This window comes from Patiriisocius marinistellae (assembly GCF_009014635.1).
Lineage (GTDB): Bacteria > Bacteroidota > Bacteroidia > Flavobacteriales > Flavobacteriaceae > Patiriisocius > Patiriisocius marinistellae.
In genome coordinates this window covers 1,096,964-1,115,919 of record NZ_BKCF01000001.1, presented here as the reverse complement: position 1 = coordinate 1,115,919, position 18,956 = coordinate 1,096,964, and the positions used below count along the sequence as shown (strand labels likewise).

General features: G+C 34.4%; 15 protein-coding genes. 8 read left to right on the top strand and 7 right to left on the bottom strand.

Annotation, left to right across the window (positions count from 1 at the left end; translation table 11 throughout):
- Positions 1–46: 46 nt before the first annotated feature.
- Positions 47–955 carry a GLPGLI family protein gene (locus tag GB234_RS04965; RefSeq protein WP_151893405.1) on the bottom strand — a complete coding sequence of 303 codons (909 nt, stop codon included), beginning with the start codon at positions 953–955 and terminating at the stop codon, positions 47–49.
- A gap of 149 nt (positions 956–1,104) precedes the next feature.
- Positions 1,105–1,938 (bottom strand): GLPGLI family protein, encoded by an 834-nt coding sequence (locus tag GB234_RS04960; RefSeq protein ID WP_151893404.1) that lies wholly within the window; start codon positions 1,936–1,938, stop codon positions 1,105–1,107.
- Between the two features lie 140 nt (positions 1,939–2,078).
- On the opposite strand from GB234_RS04960, the gene GB234_RS04955 reads away from it, so the two are divergent.
- The 5 genes from GB234_RS04955 to ppk1 all read left to right on the top strand — a co-directional run bounded on the left by GB234_RS04955 (position 2,079) and on the right by ppk1 (position 8,047).
- Positions 2,079–3,605, top strand: a complete 1,527-nt coding sequence (locus GB234_RS04955; RefSeq protein WP_151893403.1) for a sensor histidine kinase — start codon at positions 2,079–2,081, stop codon at positions 3,603–3,605.
- Positions 3,598–4,278 carry a response regulator transcription factor gene (locus GB234_RS04950; protein ID WP_151893752.1) on the top strand — a complete coding sequence of 227 codons (681 nt, stop codon included), beginning with the start codon at positions 3,598–3,600 and terminating at the stop codon, positions 4,276–4,278. The genes GB234_RS04955 and GB234_RS04950 overlap by 8 nt, the downstream gene beginning before the upstream one ends.
- Positions 4,279–4,379: 101 nt before the next feature.
- On the top strand, positions 4,380–5,156 hold the full coding sequence (locus GB234_RS04945; protein WP_172966842.1) for a hypothetical protein: 777 nt from the start codon (positions 4,380–4,382) through the stop codon (positions 5,154–5,156).
- A 5-nt stretch (positions 5,157–5,161) separates the two neighbouring features.
- Positions 5,162–5,776: a deoxynucleoside kinase gene (locus tag GB234_RS04940; RefSeq protein WP_151893401.1), complete on the top strand. Its 615-nt coding sequence runs from the start codon at positions 5,162–5,164 to the stop codon at positions 5,774–5,776.
- Between the two features lie 234 nt (positions 5,777–6,010).
- Complete coding sequence (ppk1, locus tag GB234_RS04935; protein ID WP_151893400.1) at positions 6,011–8,047, top strand: polyphosphate kinase 1; 2,037 nt, start codon at positions 6,011–6,013, stop codon at positions 8,045–8,047.
- A gap of 19 nt (positions 8,048–8,066) precedes the next feature.
- Here the strand turns inward: ppk1 and GB234_RS04930 are convergent, their stop codons facing one another.
- From GB234_RS04930 to GB234_RS04910, 5 genes are all read right to left on the bottom strand, one after another.
- Positions 8,067–9,113, bottom strand: coding sequence for an App1 family protein phosphatidate phosphatase (locus tag GB234_RS04930; protein WP_235906052.1), 1,047 nt, complete (start codon positions 9,111–9,113; stop codon positions 8,067–8,069).
- A 51-nt stretch (positions 9,114–9,164) separates the two neighbouring features.
- Positions 9,165–11,621 (bottom strand): sodium-translocating pyrophosphatase, encoded by a 2,457-nt coding sequence (locus GB234_RS04925; RefSeq protein WP_151893399.1) that lies wholly within the window; start codon positions 11,619–11,621, stop codon positions 9,165–9,167.
- A gap of 119 nt (positions 11,622–11,740) precedes the next feature.
- Positions 11,741–12,268, bottom strand: coding sequence for an inorganic diphosphatase (locus GB234_RS04920; protein ID WP_151893398.1), 528 nt, complete (start codon positions 12,266–12,268; stop codon positions 11,741–11,743).
- A gap of 207 nt (positions 12,269–12,475) precedes the next feature.
- Positions 12,476–14,962 (bottom strand): DUF5686 and carboxypeptidase-like regulatory domain-containing protein, encoded by a 2,487-nt coding sequence (locus GB234_RS04915; RefSeq protein ID WP_151893397.1) that lies wholly within the window; start codon positions 14,960–14,962, stop codon positions 12,476–12,478.
- Positions 14,963–15,073: 111 nt separating this feature from the next.
- Positions 15,074–16,054 carry a pyruvate dehydrogenase complex E1 component subunit beta gene (locus GB234_RS04910; RefSeq protein WP_151893396.1) on the bottom strand — a complete coding sequence of 327 codons (981 nt, stop codon included), beginning with the start codon at positions 16,052–16,054 and terminating at the stop codon, positions 15,074–15,076.
- A gap of 426 nt (positions 16,055–16,480) precedes the next feature.
- On the opposite strand from GB234_RS04910, the gene GB234_RS04905 reads away from it, so the two are divergent.
- The 3 genes from GB234_RS04905 (at position 16,481) to GB234_RS04895 (ending at position 18,936) form a co-directional block, all read left to right on the top strand.
- Positions 16,481–17,221 (top strand): electron transfer flavoprotein subunit beta/FixA family protein, encoded by a 741-nt coding sequence (locus GB234_RS04905; RefSeq protein ID WP_151893395.1) that lies wholly within the window; start codon positions 16,481–16,483, stop codon positions 17,219–17,221.
- Positions 17,222–17,226: 5 nt separating this feature from the next.
- Entirely contained in the window at positions 17,227–18,195 is a 969-nt protein-coding gene (locus GB234_RS04900; protein ID WP_151893394.1) for an electron transfer flavoprotein subunit alpha/FixB family protein, read from the top strand.
- A gap of 117 nt (positions 18,196–18,312) precedes the next feature.
- Positions 18,313–18,936: a bifunctional nuclease family protein gene (locus GB234_RS04895; protein ID WP_151893393.1), complete on the top strand. Its 624-nt coding sequence runs from the start codon at positions 18,313–18,315 to the stop codon at positions 18,934–18,936.
- Positions 18,937–18,956: the final 20 nt, after the last annotated feature.

Sequence of the window (18,956 nt, the reverse complement as noted above, 5' to 3'; positions counted from 1 at the left end):
TAAGTTACAAATGCTACTTGCTTTTAGCCGTTAATTTAATGTTAAGCTACATTCCTCTTCCACCACCGCGACCTCCACGTCCACCTCTTCCTCGGAAATTTTCTCGCATCTCATCTGTCTTTTCCTTAACAATTTTTCTATATTCTTCTCTCGTCACTTCTTTTCCTTTTGTAGGCGCTTCAATTTTATCTGCTTCTTTAGGGTTCATTACAATTTTTGAACACAATAGAGTTGTTCTATACACATTTAACTCTAAAATCAATCCTGGTAATCCAGCATATTCTCCTGGGCCGTGACCTACGGGAACTTGAGGCGTATACCATGCTGTCACAGTAACTTCTTTTGGCACTTCAATATTATCCATTGGATCATCACTTATACTATCTTTTTTAGCAGATTTTTCGGGTTGTTCATCTTTTGTTTTTTTATCTCTATCACCTCTTACTCCTCTTCTTGGGCGTGCCATTGAAAAATCGTTAGGATCTACCTTTTTAATTGCTGTGGCTTTAAATGCTACATATTGACCTATCTGTTTTGATTCTTTTTCAAGTTTCCAGTCTAATGAAGCAACGCTATCTGTCACTAAAAACTCTTTTCCGAAGAACTCATTTTCCTCCACCATATTACCGGTTTCAATATTTTTATATTGTGCTCCTGGGGTAAAACTCCCCATCATCATCGCCATTGGACCGCCACCTTGACCGGTTTCAAGCTTTACTTCTTCTTTATAAATACTCTCTTTTGAATTGAAAGTAAGGATGTAGGTTTTTTCAAGATAACTCTTCATTCGTTGCATAATCATCTTCTTCATCTCTTCGCTCATCTCACGGTTTCCACCCCCAAAGGCATCCATATCCACGGTCGTTTTTGACTCATAAAATGCTTGTCCGCTAATATTTTGGGCTAAAGAAACAGCGGTTAAAAGTAGCGCTGCCAGTACAGTATATATTTTCATAATGTCATGTTTTTTTGATTAGTAACAAAGGTATTGTTTTGTTACATACACTTTTGACATTTATTATACCTAAAGGTTTAATTAACGCTACAAGACAGACTTCTTATTTTTTTAATCGCAAATTATCTCTCATAAAATAATTAATAATTTCACCCTCCAATCTTGATAGAAAAAGTTTTTTCGTCTCCTTTTTTATTATTGGAATCTTTGAATCGCTCCATCATTTCATCATTCTTCTTTTTTTGAATTTCGTCAAACTCTACTTGATTTACTTTTTCCCCTTTTGTGGGTGGATAGATATCAAGTTCATCCTTAGGGTTAAGGATAATTTTTGAACAAAGAATTGTTTGTTTTCCGTCGTTAATTTCCAAAATAAGTCCCGGTAAACCCCAAAAATCGCTTGGACCATGTTGTACAGGAATATTTAGTGTGTACCAAGCTGTAGTGATGCGCTCTTTTTTAATTGTCTCGGTTTCCATAGTCTCACTAGAAAACGATTGCTCTTCAACTTCTTCTGTCAACGTAGCCTTAAAACAGAGATACTCCCCTATATTTTTTGTTTCTTTCTCTAATTTCCATTCTGGTTTCTCCAAGGCATCTTCGATTAAAAATGGCTTATCCATAATTTCGGAGGCACGTGTAAATGTTTTTGACTTTGTATTTTTATAAAGGATATCACTTACTCCACTAATTCTTATTTGAATTCCCCCGGCTTGTGGCGCTTGAGGTTTGTCAAGTGAGGCTACTTCTTCATATAAAGAAGCTACGTTGTTAAATTTAAGTGTAAATTCTTTTTGAAATTGCTTTCGCAATTGGGCTTGAATAGAATTTTGAGTTTCTTCATCCATTCCTTCTTTTCCAGTGTCCATCTTTAAATCTACTTGACGATCTGTTTTGTAGGTGGCTATTCCTTCAATGGATTGTGCAAAAGCCGTTGTTGTGCTTAAAACTATTGTCAATATTAATGTAATTATTGTTTTCATTGTGCTATGTTTTAATTGTTTAATATTTCAGAAATTAATCCCTTACAAAGATGCAATCATTAAATGTTTTAAAGCGTTAACCATTGTTAACGTGTGTTAACCGGCTTGTAGAACAGCAAATTAAACTTGTTATTTGTACCATGCAAGAACAACACTACAAAACCATTCTCTATTTTATAAGCGCTGCCATATTAGGCACACTCGCAATACAAGGTTACTGGAATTATAAAAATTTTGAGGCAGGCAAGCAACAACTCATAAATGATGTGCAGCTAAGTATTGATAACGCGGTCAACAAATATTATGCTACTAAAACACAAGAACGTTTTAGAGAATTTACATTTGTGGATGAGTTGAAAGATGCAGATTCTATTGTAAACAGATTTAGGTCTAATGATTTTTTGAAAAATTTAAAAACCCGCGATTCTTTTTCTGCTAAAAAAGATACAGTTGCAGAGATTGAAATTTTCATAGATTCAAATGATGACGGAAATCTAACTTCTAGAATTTTAAGAAAACACAGAACAAAAAATGCAGACACAATTTTCAATTTTTTAAAATTAAACGATTCGGTTAGTGATGATTTTTTTAATCTTGAAAATAAAAACGACTCTTTATTTAAACATCCGTTAGCGCAACTTACCTCATCTGTACTATATTCTATGGCTGCTAAGAAAGTAGATTTAAAAAGTATAGATTCGCTTTTAGTCAAGGAATTTGAACTAAAAAAAATAGATGTAGCTTATAGTTTGTATTTACAAAACCCTTTTGGAGATGATCAAAAAACAGGTAAAATCCCTGATAAAAGAGATTTTTTAAGTACTGTTTCGACCAGTGCGTTTTTACCCAAACATGGCTTTTTAAAAATCAACTTTTCAAACATTACTGAGACCGTATTAAAAAGAAATATTATTGGGTTGCTGTTTTCACTTCTTTTTGTAATCGCCATTATAAGCTGTCTCTTATATTTATTGAAAATCATTAAAAATCAAAAACAACTCGCCGAAGTCAAGAACGATCTTATTAGCAATATCACGCACGAATTTAAAACACCTATTGCCACCATTGGCGCAGCGATGGAAGGAATTCAAAATTTTAATACCACAAATGACGCGGAGAAAAATTTACGATATGCAAAAATTTCAAGCGAGCAAGTTCAAAAATTAAACGGAATGGTTGAAAAACTACTAGAAACAGCCACTCTTGATAGTGAAAATTTAGAACTAAACAAAGAGTCAAAAAATCTAGTTATACTCCTTAAAAATGCCACAACTAAAGAAACGTTCGTTACTAATAAAAAGAGCATTTTTTTTAATACTTCGGAAACCGAACTAATTTACCCTATCGATGTGTTTCATTTTGAAAATGCTATAAATAACATTATTGACAACGCTATTAAATACGGCGGAAGTGAAATAGAAGTAACACTTTTAAGACAAAGCAAAGAGATTGAAATCATTATAAAAGACTCTGGAGATTCTCTTACTGAAACACAAAAGAAACAAATTTTTGAAAAATTCTATCGCGTGCCTAAAGGGAATACACATGATGTAAAAGGTTTTGGGATTGGACTGTATTATTCAAAAGCAATCATAGAAAAACATGAAGGCTCAATACATGTTACCGTTAAACCTACCACATTTAAAATTACGTTACCACATGGATAATGCAACTATTTTATTAGCCGAAGATGAATTGTCACTCGGGATGATCATCAAGGAAAGTTTAGAGACAAAAAAGTTTAAAGTTATCCATTGCAAAGATGGACAAGAAACAATTACAAATTATAAAACGGAGCATCCAGATATTTTAGTACTCGATGTGATGATGCCTAAAAAAGATGGTTTTACCGTAGCCAAAGAAATAAGAATGCAGGATGAACAGATCCCTATTATTTTTTTAACCGCAAAATCACAAACAAAAGATGTGGTCGAGGGATTTGCCAGTGGTGGAAATGATTATCTAAAAAAGCCTTTTAGTATTGAAGAATTAATCGCCAGAATTGAAAATCTACTAAATAGAAAAACATTACAGAACAAGCATCAAGCAATAGTGATTGGAGCTTATACATTTCAGTTTAAAAAGCAAACATTACAATTTAAAGCTGAAGATACTATAGCACTCACTCATCGTGAAGCTCACTTGCTTTTTCATCTCAACAATAACAAAAACGAAGTGTTAGAAAGAAGTGTGATTCTTAATAAACTCTGGAATAACGATGATTTTTTTAGCGCCAGAAGTATGGATGTGTTTATATCTAAGCTACGTAAAAAACTAGCTAATGACAAAAGCATTCAAATTATAAATGTGCGTGGGTTTGGGTATAAGTTAGTATATTAATATTACAGAGTTTACTAGTGGTTGTATTTTTTAAAAGCTTGCCATTAAAGCGTGGTCGTGTAAAATGCATTAACTGGCACACTTTTCGTACCTTGCCCAATATGGTGAGACTATTTTTTCTCTTGTTTTTTATAGCACAACTAAGTTATGCGCAGTCATTGGCTGAAGTAGAAAAAACGCCGTTGAAGGTTGATACTTTCATTGGTATTGATTCTTACAATAGTTTGTATTTTGTAAAAGGAATGGTGCTTCACAAAAAATCATCTTCTCAAAATTTTCAGTTTACAGATTTTCAATTGGGTGCTATTACAAGTGTTGATATTATTAATCCATTAAACGTTGTGGTGTTTTATGGTGATACAAATACAGCAGTGTTACTAGATAATCGATTATCAGAAATTGAACGCATTCAATTTAACAACCTACCAGAATTTTTGAATATAAGTGCAGCTACTAATGCCGGCGGAAATCGTCTTTGGGTTTTTAATATAGATAGTCAGCAATTAGAATTATATAATTACAGAACGGGACGAAGTTCGATTATTTCGCAACCCATAACTGCAAATGTTATTTCACAGACGAGTAACTTTAACTATTGCTATATACTAACTGAAAAGAAAATAAGAGTGTATAATATTTTTGGTGGTATTGTGCATGAAATTCCAATTTCCGAAGCAACAAAAATTGTACAGCATAATGAAAATTATCTTGTTCTTAAAAACAATCAATTACATTTTTATAAGCAAAACACCCCTGAGCCTAAAGTATTAAAAACGCCTAACATTACTATAAAAGACTTGCAGTTGACCCAAGATTTCTTGTATATTTATGACCGCGAATTTTTGTACAAAATCGCCCTCAATCAACCAAAGAATTAAAGAATATGCACGTTGCAATCGCAGGAAATATAGGTTCTGGAAAAACCACTCTAACTCGCTTATTAGCAAAACACTACAAATGGAAACCTCACTATGAAGATGTAGAGGACAATCCATATTTAGATGATTTTTACAATGAAATGGCACGATGGTCTTTTAACCTTCAAATTTATTTTTTAAACAGCCGTTTTAGACAAATACTCAATATTAGAGAAAGTGGCGATAAGATAATCCAAGACAGAACCATTTATGAAGACGCTTTTATCTTTGCGCCTAATTTACACGCAATGGGATTGATGACTAATCGTGATTTTGAAAACTATCGTTCTCTTTTTGATTTGATGGAAAGTGTAACTGAAGGTCCAGACCTTTTAATCTATTTGCGCAGCTCAATACCTAATCTTGTAAAACAAATTCACAAACGTGGTCGTGATTATGAGAACTCTATAAGTATTGATTATTTAAGTAGATTAAATGAAAGATATGAAGCATGGATACACGATTATGATAAGGGCAATCTTATCATTCTTGATGTTGATGATTTAGATTTTGTTGATAACCCCGAGCATTTAGGTCAAGTAATAAGCAAGATTGATGCTGAAATAAATGGATTATTCTAAACAAACTTAACTTTTAAAACCGCCACTTGGCGGTTTTTTTTATGCATTATAATTACTAAATCTTAACATTTTACAAACACACTAACAGACTAGGAAACACGATTTTTGCTAATAAATAACCTATAAACTTAAGCATAAGGTTTTAGTTAAATTTAAAAAGATTCAATCCAATAATCAATTGCACTGAGTCGAAATTCAAAAAAATCAAAAACACCCGTCTGAGCGGGCAATTTCATGGCATCACTTTACAACAATAAATCTTACCACCGCGACCTCTCATGGTTACGTTTCAATCATCGTGTTTTACAAGAGGCCTCAGACACTCGGAACCCACTTTACGAGCGTATTAAATTTTTAGCAATTTTCTCTTCAAATCTTGATGAGTTTTTTCGTGTTCGGGTGAGTGATATAAGACAGATTAGAAAAATTGAAAAGCCATTGAGGAAACGACTCATTTCAAAACCTAATAAGGTTCTTAAAGAAATTAAAGTACAGGTGGATAGACAACAGCAAGAATTTGGTAATATTTTTTCTTCAGAAATTATACCTGCATTAAAAAAAGAGCAAATTCATTTAATAAATAGCAGCCAATTTTCAACAACACAAAAATTAATTGCACAAAATTATTTTGAAGATTCATTAAAAGAATTGCTCGATATTAAAAGGTATGAAGCAAATAAAAATAACACAGCATTCGTTAAAAATGAAGCTTTATACCTTGTTGCGCTAACAGATAATGACATTGTACAAATTGTGCAAATCCCTGAAGATGTTCCTCGTTTTTTTACATTTCCGGAGCAAAACGGAAAACACTATATCACATTTGTTGATGATGTTTTAAAGTACTGTTTAAGGCAAACGCCTAAAGGTGAAGAAAAGTTAGACTTTTATTCAATAAAGATTTCTAGAGATGCAGAACTCTATATAGAAGATGAATTCTCAGGAAATTTGAAAGACAAAATAGCAAATTCATTAAGCCGAAGAGAAACAGGACAAGCAACGCGGGTTTTGATTGACCCAAATATGCCCTTGAATTTTCAGAAAATATTAAATAATATTCTTGATGTCACTAATACAGATGTAATTAAAGGAGGTACATATCATAACTTTAAGGACTTTTTTGCTTTTCTAAATCCTACCTCAAAACAATTGAGCAATGAAAATTTGCCCCCATTACCGCATCCCATGCTCGCCAATTACAAATCAATTTTTGAAGCAATAGATGCAAAAGATCAACTCTTGCATTATCCATATCACTCTTTTGAGCCCGTAATTCGATTAATGGAAGAGGCTGCAAAAGATGAACATGTTGTTGACATTAGAATCACTATATATCGTGCCGCAAAGGAGTCTCGCTTAAATGATGCCATACGATTAGCAGCAGCAAATGGCAAAAGAGTTACTGTATTTATTGAAGTAAAAGCTCGTTTTGACGAACGCAACAATTTAAAATGGGGGAAAATATTTGAAGAAAATGGCGCTAATGTAATTTACAGTTATCCAGACATTAAAGTACACAGTAAAATACTCTTAATCACTCGTCAAGTGGAAGGAGAACGTACTCGTTATGCTTACATAGCCACAGGTAATTTTAACGAGAAAACGGCAACGCTTTATACTGATTTTGGGTTAATGACTTCAAATAAAAAGATTGCAAAAGAAATTAAAAAAGTATTTTTAGTATTAGACCGCACTATCATTATACCAAAAACAAAACGTATACTAGTCTCTCCTTTTACTACACGTGTACATTTCACAGAACTTGTCAATAATGAAATAGCATTTGCAAATCAAGGAAATGGTGGCTCTATTATTCTAAAAATGAATAGTCTCCAAGATAAAGAAATGATAAAATTACTTTATAGAGCTAGCACCGCAGGGGTAAAAATAAAATTACTTATTAGAGGAATGTGTTCATTGGTACCTGGAATCAAAGGGCAGAGTGAGAACATCGAAGTTGTTTCTATAATTGACAGATTTTTAGAACACGGGCGAGTTTACATTTTTGGAAATAATGGTGATGATAAGATTTATATAGGCTCTGCAGACTGGATGACAAGAAATTTAAATCACCGCATTGAAGTAGTCACTCCTATCTATGATGAAGACCACAAGAAAACGATTAGAGACTTAGTAGAAATTCAATTAAATGATACGGTAAAAGCTAGAATTATTGATGTTGCTCAAACTAACAAATATGTACCCAAAGCTGACAGCAATATTCAATCGCAGTTGGCCACGTATGAGTATGTAAAAGAACATTTAACCTAGTCAAGATTTCAATATATCATTATGCAATAAATCCTTGCTCTCTTGCATGCATTTCTGCCTGTTCACTACTTTCAACCAGTAACGTAGGTGTTGTTTTATAATTTTCAAATAATCCTTTAATACGCAACATTCTTGCTTCGTGTTTGACACTGCGTAAATAAATTGCTTTGATTCGGTTAGGAAAAGCTTCGGCAATTTCAATGTATATATCTGCATCATGCTCGCCACTATCCCCAATTAAAATAAATTGTTGCTCAGGATACATTTCAAGTAATTGGATAATTTCTTTTTGCTTTTGAGGCTTTTCATCAAGTGACTTTTTCCCGAAAAAGTTTGACAGCGTCCGCAATAATATGGGTCCCTTTGGAAATGTATTCTTCATTAAAAAAACTTCGAGATATCGATATAAATTCCATGGACTATGGCTTACATAATAAACAGGATTTGCTTTTTCTCCATCACTACCTCTATGTAATTTATGATAAAAATCTGCAGCTCCTTCTAATGGACTTCTCCGTTCGGCTCTTTTAAATAATGTATTGACAATGAGTCGCCATTTAAACTTTGAAACAACTCCTGTGTGTAAAATAGTATCATCAATATCACTAATAATTCCGTACTCAGAATTATCTTTAGGAATGAGCATTTCGCCAGGAAATTTATTATTGTGATTAATAATTCTCCCCGAAATTTCATCTTCATATTTTACTTCGTAATGCAACCACCCTTCCTCATTAATAAGTGAGGATAAATCTTCCACATCCTCTGAAATTTTATAATAACCACTTTTATTTGTTGTAGTATAAAATGTACGTCCATCAGCTAATGTAACTCTTAGCTTTGTATGTTTTATTTCATCTGTCTCAAAGCGCTTGTAAGTGTTTATCAATAGACTAAACAAACTCCTTTTTGTCAGGTCTATTGCTTCATCTTCAATAGCTCTTCCTTTGATATAAAGATGTGTTTTGGTTCCATATGTTTGGAATGCGATTATTTGAAGTGGGTCTTTTTTAAAGAGATTCATGGTTGTTTTTATATTTCCGAAGAAAAAGATACTAGTATCCATAAAAAACCCCGCCGTGTTGGCAGGGTTTTAACAATTATTTTTTATAAGCTTCTAATTTTCCACATTCACTTTAACATCTTTTAATTTAGCAATTTCGGCTTGAACCTCAGCTTCCGTGCCCTTAAACGTTTTAACTTCTTTAGTTGTTTTTCCGTTTTGCGTAGTTCTAACTGTAACCTCTGCAGTGGTCAAATCACCTTCAACATTCATGTCAACCTCTACTTCTCTTGACACTTTTGTAGAATTAATAACTCTAGCTTCTTCTGAAGAAAGTTCTGTTGTGTTTCCATCTGCATCAATCATAATCATTTCGGTTGATGTATGTACATTATCACTTGCATGCCCTCCTAAAATAGGTGCAATTACAAGTCCAATAAGGCATGTTAATTTGATCAAAATATTCATTGATGGACCAGATGTATCCTTAAATGGGTCACCCACAGTATCACCAGTTACTGCAGCTTTGTGAGCGTCAGAACCTTTATAGGTCATTTCTCCATTGATCATCACACCAGCTTCAAATGATTTTTTAGCATTATCCCAAGCACCACCGGCGTTGTTTTGAAATATTGCCCAAAGTACACCACTTACGGTAACACCAGCCATATAACCACCTAACATTTCGGCAATAGCTAGTCTGTCCATCCCAAATAATAATGGTACAAATGCTATCACTAGAGGAAAACCAATGGTTAATAGACCTGGCAACATCATTTCTTTTAAAGAAGCCTCTGTTGAAATGGCAACGCACTTATCATATTCTGGTTTTCCTGTTCCTTCCATAATTCCTGGAATGTCTCTAAACTGGCGACGTACTTCTTCTACCATTTCCATAGCTGCTTTTCCAACTGCGTTCATTGCAAGTGCAGAAAATACTACTGGTACCATTCCACCTACAAAAAGCATAGCCAATACTGGCGCTTTAAAAATATTTATCCCGTCAATTCCTGTGAAAGTTACATACGCGGCAAATAATGCTAATGATGTTAATGCAGCAGATGCGATTGCAAATCCTTTTCCCGTTGCGGCAGTTGTATTACCGACAGAATCTAAAATATCTGTTCTTTCACGTACGATAGGGTCTTGTTCGCTCATTTCGGCAATACCACCTGCGTTATCAGAAATAGGCCCAAAAGCATCAATCGCTAATTGCATAGCAGTAGTCGCCATCATTGCAGAAGCTGCAAGTGCAACTCCGTAAAATCCAGCAAAAAAGTATGAAGCCCAAATAGCACCCGCAAATAAAATAACTGATGGGAATGTAGAAATCATTCCTGTCGCAAGACCTGCAATAATGTTTGTTCCTGCTCCAGTTGAAGATTGTTGTACTATTTTAAGAATTGGTTTTTTACCTAATCCGGTATAGTATTCAGTAACCGCAGAAATTACTGCACCAACTACAAGACCAACTAATGTTGCATAGAACACGCTCATTGAAGATACTTCTTTAAGTCCTTCACCAAAAAACTCCATATTCATTGTCTCTGGCAACATCCACTTACAAAGACCAAAACACGCTACAGCTACTAATATAATAGATGTAATGTTCCCTTTGTTTAATGCCCCCATTACTTGACTTTCTTTAGCGTCATTACTACTAATTTTCACAAGTAGTGTTCCTATAATTGAAATGATGATACCCACACCAGCAATTGCCATTGGTAATAAAATAGGGCCAATTCCTCCAAAGGCATCTGCAATACTTCCTCCCATGTCCTTAATAACATAGTTACCAAGAACCATTGCCGCTAATACTGTTGCTACATATGAACCAAATAAATCTGCTCCCATACCCGCAACATCACCTACATTATCACCCACATTATCAGCAATTGTTGCTGGGTTACGAGGATCATCTTCTGGGATTCCTGCTTCTACTTTACCTACAAGATCTGCACCTACATCTGCAGCTTTTGTGTAAATACCACCACCTACTCTTGCGAATAATGCGATAGACTCAGCTCCTAATGAGAAACCAGCTAGCGTTTCAAGCACAATTGTCATATCCATCGTATTTGTCCAAACTCCTCCCATAAAAAAGTGAAAGAAAAAGATAAAGAAAGCTGTTAATCCAAGCACTGCAAGACCTGCAACCCCAAGCCCCATAACTGTACCTCCACCAAAGGAAATTTTAAGTGCATTTGGTAAACTTGTACGAGCAGCTTGTGTAGTTCTTACATTTGTTTTTGTAGCAATTTTCATCCCTATATTTCCAGCGAAAGCTGAAAATACGGCACCAAAAATAAATGCAATAACAATTAAATAACTTGTAGTAGGAACAAAGTATGCTACTACAGCGAGTAATACACTAACAATCACTACAAAAATAGCGAGCAAACGGTATTCAGCATTTAAGAATGCTAGAGCACCCTCATAAATATGATCACTAATCTCCTTCATCTTCCCGTCGCCGGCGTCTTGTTTTAAGACCCAAGATTGCTTGATAAACATGTAGATCAAGCCTAAAATAGCCAATACGATTGGCACATAAATAATCATTGATTCCATAGTACTTTGTTGGTTTAGTATTAAGCAAACAAAAGTATCAAAATAAACGAGAACGCAAAAAACCCGCTAATCACTCATTAGCAGGTTATTACTTATTTCAAAAAGAAATGTTTTGTTATTTATATCATGAAATTTCCAGTGGCTTTATGCTCACTTTCCTCATAACGCTCCACACATTTATGAAAAATTTCGTAAGCTTCAACAGCATCTCCCCATCCACCAACATCAACACGTTTTTTCTCTAAATCTTTATAAACTTGGAAAAAATGCTCAATTTCTTTAATAGTATGTGGATTCATATCCCCTAAGTCTTCAAGACGATTCCAGATAGGATCACTTACTGGCACGCAAATAACTTTTTCATCTGGGCCTTTTTCGTCTGCCATGTGAAAAACACCAATAGGTTTTACCTCAACAACACACATAGGAAATGTAGGTTCTCCTCCCATAACTAAGACATCTAATGGATCACCATCAAGCGCTAATGTTTGTGGGATAAAACCGTAATCTGCAGGGTACATCATTGATGAAAACAACATACGGTCAAAACGAATTTTCTTTAAATCAAAATCGTATTCATATTTGTTTCGGCTACCTTTTGGTATCTCTATTAAAACGTCAAAAGTTATCTTTTTTGAAGGTGTCATATATTTTTTATTTCTGAAATATTAATTCTATGGTACTGTTTCAGTTAAGAAAAATACCTTTTTTTGGGGGTGCAAAAATACTGAAATTTGCAGGGTTGCCAACCGAAGTTTTAAAGTTTTTTATTCTGAAATTAGAATGAATAAAAAAATGAAGTTAGAAAATGAAACTAAATTACTTGAACCGTTAAAATTTCCGAAGAGAGAAATTTAAAAATCAAACCCGAATGAACCTGTAACACCATACTTGCGTGCCTCTGGATATTGAACTTCATTTAAATAATTACCGCGAATATTAAAGTCTATTCGAAAGATTTTAAAGATGTTACCAATACCAATGCTGTATTCATAATATGGCTTTGTGGGTGCTTGATAAATTATATTTGAACGATTAATATCAACATTTGATTGACTTATATTACCAATTACGGTTCTAAATCCTATAACTTCTCTCAGATTTAAATCACGTACCCAAGGAATACGCTGAAAAATTCGACCTCCAAAATTGTGTTGAAAGTGTAATGACACATATTCATCACTTACAAATTCGTAAAAATCTAACTGTGAAAATGTATTATAAATACTAAAAAGCGTTTGGTTTCCTGGAATAGGATTTAATAAACTCAAATTAACATCGCCAAATGTTTTACCTAATTCTACCGTTGTTGTCAATCTCCCTAATCCTCCTATATTCCATGGTTGTGTATACAATCCTTGTAATCGCTGGTATTCAAAATCACCACCTAAAACATCTTTCAAACCGTACGTATAACCTAGATAAATATTAGCAAAATCACCATCATTAATTACTGTTCTCTCTACACCAAAACCAGAAGTTTTTCTTTTTGGAGTATAGAAAAATCCTAGTTCAATTTCGGGCTGACTTACATCATCACCTATAGTTCCATCTTCTTTTAAATAGTCAATAGAAAAAGTTTCGGTTGCTGAACGTAATTTTCTATAAGAGCCCGTAAGTCTTACATTAAAGTTTTTTATCGGCTCTACTGAAAAACCTACAGTCGATAATTTTATGCGTGTCAATCTATCATTTGCTCCAACTGTTACTAATGATGACGAGGCTAAATTACGGCCTAAAACATCTGTTGTTGAAGTTAAACTTGCTCCGGTTTGTTCTACATCCTTTCTAAATCCTCCATAAGCTGTTAAACGTGTTTTCCTATCTAAAAGCACTTTTCCAGAAAGTCCAAACTTGAACCGCTGGTCTCTAAATCCATAAGCGCCAAAACCTTCAAAACGCCATAAATCATTTTGTGAAAAATAAGTACGAGCTCCCAATCGAAGTCTGAAACCTTCTGCTTCATTGAACCCTACTACAGAAAAAACGGGACCTAAATCAAAATTATCAACCTCATAATAGCCAGATGCTAATACAGACCCAATGCTATAAAGCGCTTTAAATCTAGGAACAGTTTTAAGGGTGTCAAGCATTTTGTAAACGCTCTTTTCGTCCTTGTTCAGTTCTTCCATACGTCTTTCATCCCAGAACTCGTCTGGGCGATTGTAGACCTCATATTGATAGGGATCTATTTGGGTTTTATAGAACTTTTTATCTTTTGGAATATCAAAGGAGTAATCATCGTAAAGTGTTGTTCTTCTGCCATAGATACCTTTAGCATCTTCCTTATCTCTAAGACTAAAATCACTCATAAAGTAATCTCGAGTAATTAAAAATATAGAGTCATTTAAAACATCAAACTCCTGCTCAATATATACTTCTCTAATCCAGTTAACATTTGCGCTTTTTGAGGCTTGCAAGTTGATTTCTTTAATTGCCCAAGTAGAATCATTTACCCAAAAATCTCCTTTAAAAGTAAGCTCGTTTTTACGGCGCGGGTAGTATACAATATTATAACACCACTTGTCCCCACGATACGCACTATCTAGCAAAACATAATTATACACATCAATTCCCGTACGTGACAAAGGACTTGTAAATGCTTTATCAAAAAACTTTAAATAATTATCATACACGTCATAATCACTATACAAGTCTTTTAAGAAAGCAATAAGCGTATTGTTGTTTTCAAATCCAGAGTTTTTATTTCCTTCAAGAATTTCTTTTTCTTCATTAATTAAATTATCACCGTAAACTTTTGAGAAAGCTTCGTTAATAAAAATAGGGAGATATGTATTACCTGTTATATTTGATGTGTCTACTTCTTCAAAGATAAACTCCATGCCTTTGAAAATTCTACTTTTTATCAAAGCACTATCAATTGTATTTAAATCAAACTCTAACTTTTCATACTTATCGTATGCGTATTGATTAAATTTTTTAACGCCATTTTCTCTTCTGTTTTCCCAGATTTTGCGAAGTATATCAATTGCTGGGTTATCTTTTTTGGATTGCTTACCACTAAAAATAACAACCTCGTCAAGAGATGAGGCTTCTTGTTCTAAGGTAATTTCCATCTTATAATTAGAACGAGCCTCAAGTGTTACCTCTTTATTCTTAAAACCTATAAATGAAAATACAACAGTAGTATATTTCTCATCACTCTCAAGGTAAAACCTTCCGTCTTCATTTGAGATGGTTCCTTCAAATGAGTCTTTAAAAACAACATTTGCAAAGGAAACTGGCGATCCGTCTGTGTCTTTAACAACACCACTCACTTTTGTCTGCGAAAAAACGGCAGCCGAAAAAAACAAAAGGAAAATTATAAATATGTGTTTCATAGAAATAGGTATGGCGAACACAGCTGGTTCGCCATTACAAATAAATGGTATTGTTTTTAGTTTTGTCGTAAAGAAATCTTAAAACTTAAATTTCAGATTTACAAAACAAACTTAATCTTTATACATAACTTTTTTAACCGCCTTTACAACATCATCACTATTAGGTATCCACTCCTTTAATAAAGCAGGAGAATACGGTGCTGGAGTATCTGCAGTGTTAATTTTAACTATAGGCGCATCAAGATAATCAAAAGCTTGACTTTGTACTTGGTAGGTAATCTCAGTCGCAACGTTTCCAAAAGGCCACGCTTCCTCAAGAATTACTAATCTATTTGTTTTTTTAACCGAAGTCAAAATCGCATCATGATCCATAGGACGTACAGTTCTAAGATCTATAATCTCGCACTCAATGCCTTCTTTTGCTAATTCATCTGCAGCTTTATAGGCTTCTTTGATAATTTTACCAAAAGATACAATGGTTACATCTGCACCTTTTCTTTTAATTTCTGCAACTCCCAACGGAATTAAATATTCTCCTTCTGGCACCTCACCTTTATCACCGTACATCTGCTCACTCTCCATAAAAATTACAGGATCATTATCCCTAATTGCACTTTTCAATAGCCCCTTCGCATCAGCTGGATTACTTGGCACTACAACTTTTAATCCTGGAGTATTTGCAAACCAGTTTTCAAAAGCCTGTGAATGTGTTGCCGCTAGTTGACCCGCACTTGCAGTAGGTCCTCTAAAGACGATAGGACAGTTAAATTGCCCACCACTCATTTGTCTAATTTTTGCAGCATTATTGATAATCTGATCAATCCCTACTAAAGAAAAATTAAACGTCATATACTCAACAATAGGACGATTGCCGTTCATTGCACTTCCTATTGCAATACCTGCAAATCCAAGCTCAGCAATAGGTGTATCTATAACACGTTTAGCGCCAAACTCATCCAACATCCCTTTACTCGCCTTGTAAGCTCCGTTATATTCTGCAACCTCCTCGCCCATTAAATAAATAGACTCATCCTTGCGCATTTCTTCGCTCATCGCCTCGCAGATGGCTTCTCTAAATTGTAGTGTTTTCATCTTCAGTGCCCGAGTAGTCGGGTAACTATTAATTAAGCGCCTAAGTTATTATCACTCCTGCGCGAGTATTTTTTACTTCGGAAATTTTAAGGGTGACAAAAATTTCCGAAGAACAAAAATAATATTATTTAATCGTACTCAATACGTCATAACCAAATTTTTAAGAAGAGGCACAAGATGGTCTATTGGTTCTATTTTAATAATATTAATTAACAAACTAGAAATGAAATTTTACTATGCATGCATAGTATTTTACAGTTTTATTCGCTATCTTTGCTATCCAATTTTTCGAGACATACTATTCTTGAAGAAAAGTAATTAAAATAATGTATAACTACCCTTTTAAAAGGGCTAGCGTTATTTCCTTTTTTATCAATGGAAATAAACACTAGACTAATAAGTTACCCGCCTTTGCGGGCATAAAGAATGAAAATATTAGTTTGTATCAGTCATGTACCTGACACTACTTCAAAAATAAATTTCACTGACGGTGATACTAAATTTGACACTGCTGGTGTAAATTTTGTAATCAACCCTAATGATGAATTTGGTTTAACTCGTGCTATGTGGTTTAAAGAAAAGCAAGGAGCGAGTGTTCATGTAATTAACGTAGGTGGACCAGAAACCGAACCTACTTTACGCAAAGCATTAGCTATTGGCGCAGATGAAGCAATTAGAATTAACACCCCTGCTACAGATGGCTATAGTGTTGCAAAGCAACTTGCAAATGTTGTAAAAGAAGGCGGCTATGACCTAGTGATTGGTGGACGTGAGTCTATTGATTATAACGGTGGAATGGTGCCAGGAATGCTTGCTAAATTAATAGATGCAAATTTTGTAAACACGTGTATTAGCTTAGAAGTTAATGGGACAGATGCTACTGCTATTAGAGAAATTGACGGTGGTAAAGAAACTATTAGCACTACCTTACCCCTAGTTGTTGGTGGTCAAAAAGGACTTGTTGAAGAAAGCGACCTTCGCATTCCTAATATGCGTGGAATTATGCAAGCACGTAGCAAGCCATTACATGTTAAAGAAGCGATAGACGCTAACGCAGAAACAAACACTGTTGTGTTTGAAAAGCCAGCCCCTAAAGGCGCTGTAAAGTTAGTAGATAATGTAGATGATTTAATTAACCTACTTCATAACGAAGCAAAAGTAATCTAAGAAAAATGAGCGTATTAGTATATACAGAATCTGAAAATGGTTCATTCAAAAAAATAGCGTTAGAAGTAGTTTCTTACGCAAAAGCAATTGCTGACAGCATGGGAACGTCTGTCACTGCAGTTTCAGTAAATGGCGGTAACGCTTCAGAATTAGGAGCTTATGGTGCAGACAAAGTACTTGAAGTTTCTAACGATAAATTAAACAATTTCAATGCAGAAGCATATGCTGATGTTCTTGCACAAGCTGCAAAAGCTGAAAATGCCCAAGTAGTTGTTTTATCACAAAGCGCAAATGCTAAATTTATGGCTCCTTTAGTTGCTGTAAACCTAGAAGCTGGTTATGTACCTAACGTAGTTGGTATACCAGAAAGCACTTCTCCATTTAAAGTAAAGCACAGTGTGTTTACGAATAAAGCATTTTCAGTAACTGAAATTTCTACTGCAATTAAGGTTGTTGGCTTAGGTAAAAATGCTTTTGGATTAAAAGAAAGTAATGGTGGTGCTGCTGCAGAATCTTTTTCTCCAACGCTATCTGAAGATGATTTTTCAACGAAAGTAGTTTCTGTAGATAAAGCAACAGATAAAGTAACAATTGCTGATGCCGAAATCGTAGTATCTGCTGGTCGTGGATTAAAAGGACCAGAAAATTGGGGAATGATTGAAGAAATGGCTGAGATATTAGGTGCTGCAACTGCTTGTTCAAAGCCAGTGAGCGACATGGGCTGGAGACCTCACGGTGAGCACGTAGGACAAACTGGGAAACCAGTAGCATCAAATTTATATATTGCTATTGGGATTAGTGGAGCTATCCAGCATCTTGCCGGAATAAACTCTTCAAAAGTAAAAGTAGTTATCAATACAGACCCTGAAGCTCCTTTCTTTAAGGCTGCTGATTATGGTATTGTAGGAGATGCTTTTGAAATTGTACCTCAACTCAATGAAAAATTGAAAGCTTTTAAAGCACAGAACGCATAATTTTTATTAATTTGTGCCTTTCAAAAAAGGCTGTTTAAATAAGGACAACCTCCTATTTAAACAGCCTTTTTTAATTGAAGCCGCATTAACGCTACTACTGAAAATTGATTATTGACGATGAGTTTAGTTCGATTAAATATTAAAGGAATTTCTTATAGCCAAACACAAAATGGTGCCTATGCACTTATTTTGAGCGAAATGGACGGAGAACGTAAATTACCAATTGTAATTGGGGCTTTTGAAGCTCAATCAATTGCCATTGCGTTAGAAAAAGAAATTATGCCTCCACGTCCATTGACGCATGATTTATTTAAAAATTTTGCTGATCGTTATGAAATTGTAGTAAAGCAAGTTATTATCCATAAACTTGTAGACGGTGTTTTCTATTCAAGCATTATTTGCGAAAGAGATGGAATTGAAGAAATAATTGACGCAAGAACAAGTGACGCCATTGCGCTAGCTCTTAGATTTAAAGCACCAATTTTCACTTACAAAGGAATTCTTGACACTGCTGGCATTTATCTCAAAACTGGCAAAAAGAAAAGTGATGTTGAAAAAGTTGATAAAGATGCAGTTATTGAAGACTTGCTGTTCGATGATGACAAAGAATCCTTAAGCACTGCAACAAACGATTACAAAAACACAACGCTTAAAGACTTAAAATCATTACTAAGCGAAGCTGTTGCAAACGAAGATTACGAGAGTGCTGCACGTATAAGAGACGAAATTTCTAAGCGTTAATAAAACACCACCTATTTTTT